This is a genomic window from bacterium (assembly GCA_009926305.1).
GTDB lineage: Bacteria > Bdellovibrionota_C > UBA2361 > UBA2361 > RFPC01 > RFPC01.
Genome location: RFPC01000134.1, coordinates 1 through 3,968, shown reverse-complemented (window position 1 = coordinate 3,968; position 3,968 = coordinate 1). Strand labels below are relative to the sequence as shown.

Sequence of the window (3,968 nt, the reverse complement as noted above, 5' to 3'; positions counted from 1 at the left end):
GCGGCATCTCGTACAAGGAGTGATGCCGCATCCAGAGCTGTTTGCATGTCAGCAATTTTAAATTGAAGTCCTTGAAAATCAGACAATCGAGAACCGAATGCTTTTCGCTCTTTCATGTACTGAACGGTTTTATCAAGTGCTGAGCGTGAAAGGCCATTGGCACAAGCAGCAATATTAATTCTTCCTCCCGTCAGCCCCCCGTACGCGATCTTTATTCCGTCTCCAAGCTTTCCGAGGAGAGCCTCTTTTGGAATGACCGCTTCTGAGAACGTCAGGGTGGCAATAGGCGAGAGCTCACACCCCATCTTTTTCTCGGGCGAACCGATAGTCAGTCCTTGCTGGTCTTCTTGAATCAAGAGCGCCGCAATCCCTTCTTTCCCCTGTGTGCCCTGCAATCGAGCAAACACGAGATAGAGGGAAGCCGCTCCAGCACTCGTAATCCAACACTTCTCGCCGTTGAGTATGAATGCTGAACCATCTGGAGTTTCAGTCAGCGTCGCAGAGAGGTTACTTGCATCTGAGCCGGCGTCCGATTCGCTGAGCGCGAATGCCCCAAGCCACTCTCCACTGGCAAGTTTCGGTAATATTGCCTGTTGCTGTTCGGGCGAGCCGAATTTTTCTATGAGCCCACTGACCATGCCATGCACTGAGATGAATATCGCTGGACCGAGGTTCTGAGTTGATATCAGGTCGTACACCGCTGCTTGGAGCCGAGCCCCTCCCTTTATCCCTCCGAAATCCTCACTGATAGAAAGCCCCGTTAATCCAAGCTCAGCTAACGAGCGAAGCACCCCATGAGGAAACGCTGTTTTGCTTTTGAGCGCCTCTAAACAGAGCTTCGTCAGCTCTTCTCGACATAGGTTCTGGACTGGTGAAATGAGCTCCTGCTCTGTTCTATCGAGGGAATATGGATTTTTCACTTTATTCTATACCACCGTTTGTTTTTAAGATTCGAAAGGTACGAATCTCACTGTGTAACCCCGTAACGTTTTTGTCTTTAGAGAAGACGGAGTTTGTTGCATACTCTAGCCGAATTCTAGCGGACTCAGACGGTTTTGTCTCGTTTTGCTTGTCTAGAAATGAGTGATTGGCTCGAAAGGCTGCTCTTAATTTTTAGGGAAAGAGAAACGAGCGTATGTTTAGCGTGGTCATGAGTGGCCCCGCGTTGAGGTTCGGTGTCGCATGTTATGCGCAGCATCGAAGTGGGGATACTCTACTTCGATACTCCATGGCGTTGATACCCCGAAGTACTAAAGAAGAGAAACGAAGCGAGAGGCCGTTTAGGAGTGTGTTGCGTAAGCAAGTTTGTCAGGCACTGTTATGACGCTGGGGAGAGTCTCGGTATTCATAAAAAGTTACAAACTTCTCTTTTTTTGCGAAGCAACTCCTGAACAGCATCTGTTTTGAGCTGAGACGCTATACTTGTTGTTCTAATGGAGGCTAAGAAGCTCATGCGTAAGCTAACAGTATTGGCATCGTTGCTACTTCTTCTTCCAGCAGTATCTCAGGCGAAGAGTCTTGAGGACCTACTGGTTGAAAAGGGAGTAATTACAAAGAGTGAGGCGCGAGGAGCGCATCATGAAGGTGGAGCGAAGGTTTATTGGAGAAACGGGTCACGACTCGATTTCGCTGATACTGGATTCTCTACTTCAATTTATACGAAGTTCCAGACTCGTTACACATTTACGGATGTGGATAACGATGTAGCACCTGGTGCTTCTAATGTGTCGGGGTTCTCAGTACAAACAGCTCGTTTAGGCGTGGCTGGGTCAGTGCTGCATGAAGAATTCGAATACAACGTGGAATTCGAATTGGGTCGTGGCGAACCAGGACTTAACAACGGGGGTGCTACTCTCCTTGATGCATACATGACTTGGAATGCATGTGATTGGGGTGGAGTTCAGATGGGTCAATTCCGTCCTGATATCTCTCGTGGATTTTCAACTCGCGTCGAAAACTTGCAGTTTGCAGACCGTTCGGTTGTGAGTGACTTCTACTCAATCCAGAGAAACCAAGGGGTGCGCGCTGATGTTGCACTTAACGATGATTGGCAATTTGCTGCAGCTCTTTTTAACGGGAACAGCACAAATGAAGGCCTGAACGGAAATGGTACTGACAATAACCACCTTATGGTTGTTTCTCTAAGAGGAAACCTCATGGGTGACATGGATCCATTCGTTGAAGGTGATATCGGAAATACTGAAGATATGGCGGTTAACGTTGGAGTAGCGGCTGGTTTCGGTGAGAACGAGCTTGCGTTCGTTGGCGCTACAGTTGATGAGTTCGTACTGAGCGCTGACCTGAACGTAAAGCAGGGTGGAATGAGTTTCCATGCTGAATACTTCACTCTTGAGCACGACCTTGGCGGTGGTGCAGACCTTTCTTCAGACGGGTTCTACGCTCAGCTCGGTTACTTCCTCGAGCCAAAGGAGTGGGAACTTGCTCTGCGATACGGGTACATCGATTGTGATAACGGAGCTGCTATCGGAAACGATATCCAGGGTGGACTTGGAAACAGCGTAAACGTTTGTAACGACGGAACTGCTGTTGCTGACGATGTTAACGAGGTGAACCTTGGGTTGAACTACTACTGGTGGAAAAACCACATGAAGGCTCAGCTCGGGTACTCCATGCTTGATAAGGACTTAGCTGCTCCTATTAACGGAGAAGATGATGAGATTGAAACTCGTTGGATTCTTCAGTTAAGCAGCTACTTCTAAGTCGATGCTTAAAAGAGGGAGTGCATGTATATGCGCTCCCTCTTCGAGAAAAGCCTGATCCTCAAGGGTCAGGCTTTTTTTTGCTTACTTTTTGACAATCTCGTCCAAGGTCATCTCATGAAGGGGTATCTCAGAAAGGGTGGCCTGAAGCTCTGCGCCAATGACACTTAAAGCATGGAGGCTGGGTAAGGCTTGTTGAAGTGCTTCACCTAAAAGTCTGAGATACGAATTCATCTCGCCTCCTGCTCCCATCTGCTGTGTTTCTTCTTGACTGTTTTCAATGAGCCGTTCAAGAAGCATGATTGGGTTCACCCAGATGAGGGTATGCTCCAGGGCAGAGAGTGATTTTCCAGTTTGCCAGAGGGCCCGATTCCGGATCTGCTCATACTGGAACCAGAATGGGTAGTCGTCTGGTTGATTCTCACCGAATGATAAAAATCCGCGCTTACACAGTCGTTCTTCAAATGGGCGGAGAAAAGAGCCGTCTATGAACCGCGAATTTCGGATAGTTGGATTCTCTACGGCAGAGTTGTGCATTTCTGAGCATGCACGCACATTTTGCCCATCGGTGAGAGAGAACAGTAGATTCATAACTGACTGTATTTATTGATGCTATAACAATTTCGACTTCCCGCCGTACGAAGAGCTGCAAAAGGCATGCTGACATTTTTGGAGTATCTCGATTCACTTGGGCATTTCAGGAGAAAGCTATTGGGGGATACGTTCGACAGCTCTATAGTGAAGGGAGTTTTATGCCGAAGGAAATGAAAAGCATGAGTGAAATAACTGTCTTCCATAAAATATTGGCTGGTGAGATACCGGCAGACAAAGTGTATGAGGACGAGCGTTGTATTGTCATTCGAGACATACAGCCTCAGGCACCGGTGCACCTCCTCTGCATTCCGAAAGAGTTTATTCGAGACGTGAGTTCTATAAGTCAGGAAACTGACCCCGCGTTACTTGGACATCTTTTATTTGTCGCTTCACAGGTAGCGAGAAATGAGGGGATCGAATCCTCCGGGTATCGTTTAATTTTTAACTGTGGGGAAGATAGTGGCCAAGAGGTGCCTTATCTTCATCTTCATATTATTGGTGGAAAGAAACTCCCTTCACTCGGATAGCATGCTGATGATGAAGGAGAAGAGATAAAAAGGGGCAATGCATATGAGCTGGCTTGATGGCACACGAATCATGCCGTTTCTGGAGACCGACCCGTCGCAGGAGGTGCGCAACCAGATTGCCCGCAAC

At 47.8% G+C, this 3,968-nt stretch carries 4 protein-coding genes; 2 read left to right on the top strand and 2 right to left on the bottom strand.

Translation table 11 applies throughout. The annotated features are described in order from the left end of the window. Positions 1-920 (bottom strand): acyl-CoA dehydrogenase (locus EBR25_12710; GenBank protein NBW41845.1); only part of this gene is annotated, 920 nt, incomplete at its 3' end. A gap of 513 nt (positions 921-1,433) precedes the next feature. Here EBR25_12710 and EBR25_12705 point away from each other — a divergent pair. Continuing rightward, the gene (locus tag EBR25_12705) at positions 1,434-2,720 is read left to right on the top strand and encodes a hypothetical protein (GenBank protein NBW41844.1); all 1,287 of its coding nucleotides are present in this window, start codon (positions 1,434-1,436) and stop codon (positions 2,718-2,720) included. A gap of 84 nt (positions 2,721-2,804) precedes the next feature. Here the strand turns inward: EBR25_12705 and EBR25_12700 are convergent, their stop codons facing one another. Then, complete coding sequence (locus EBR25_12700) at positions 2,805-3,311, bottom strand: hypothetical protein (GenBank protein ID NBW41843.1); 507 nt, start codon at positions 3,309-3,311, stop codon at positions 2,805-2,807. A 182-nt stretch (positions 3,312-3,493) separates the two neighbouring features. On the opposite strand from EBR25_12700, the gene EBR25_12695 reads away from it, so the two are divergent. Then, complete coding sequence (locus EBR25_12695; GenBank protein ID NBW41842.1) at positions 3,494-3,841, top strand: histidine triad nucleotide-binding protein; 348 nt, start codon at positions 3,494-3,496, stop codon at positions 3,839-3,841. The last annotated feature ends 127 nt before the right edge of the window (positions 3,842-3,968 follow it).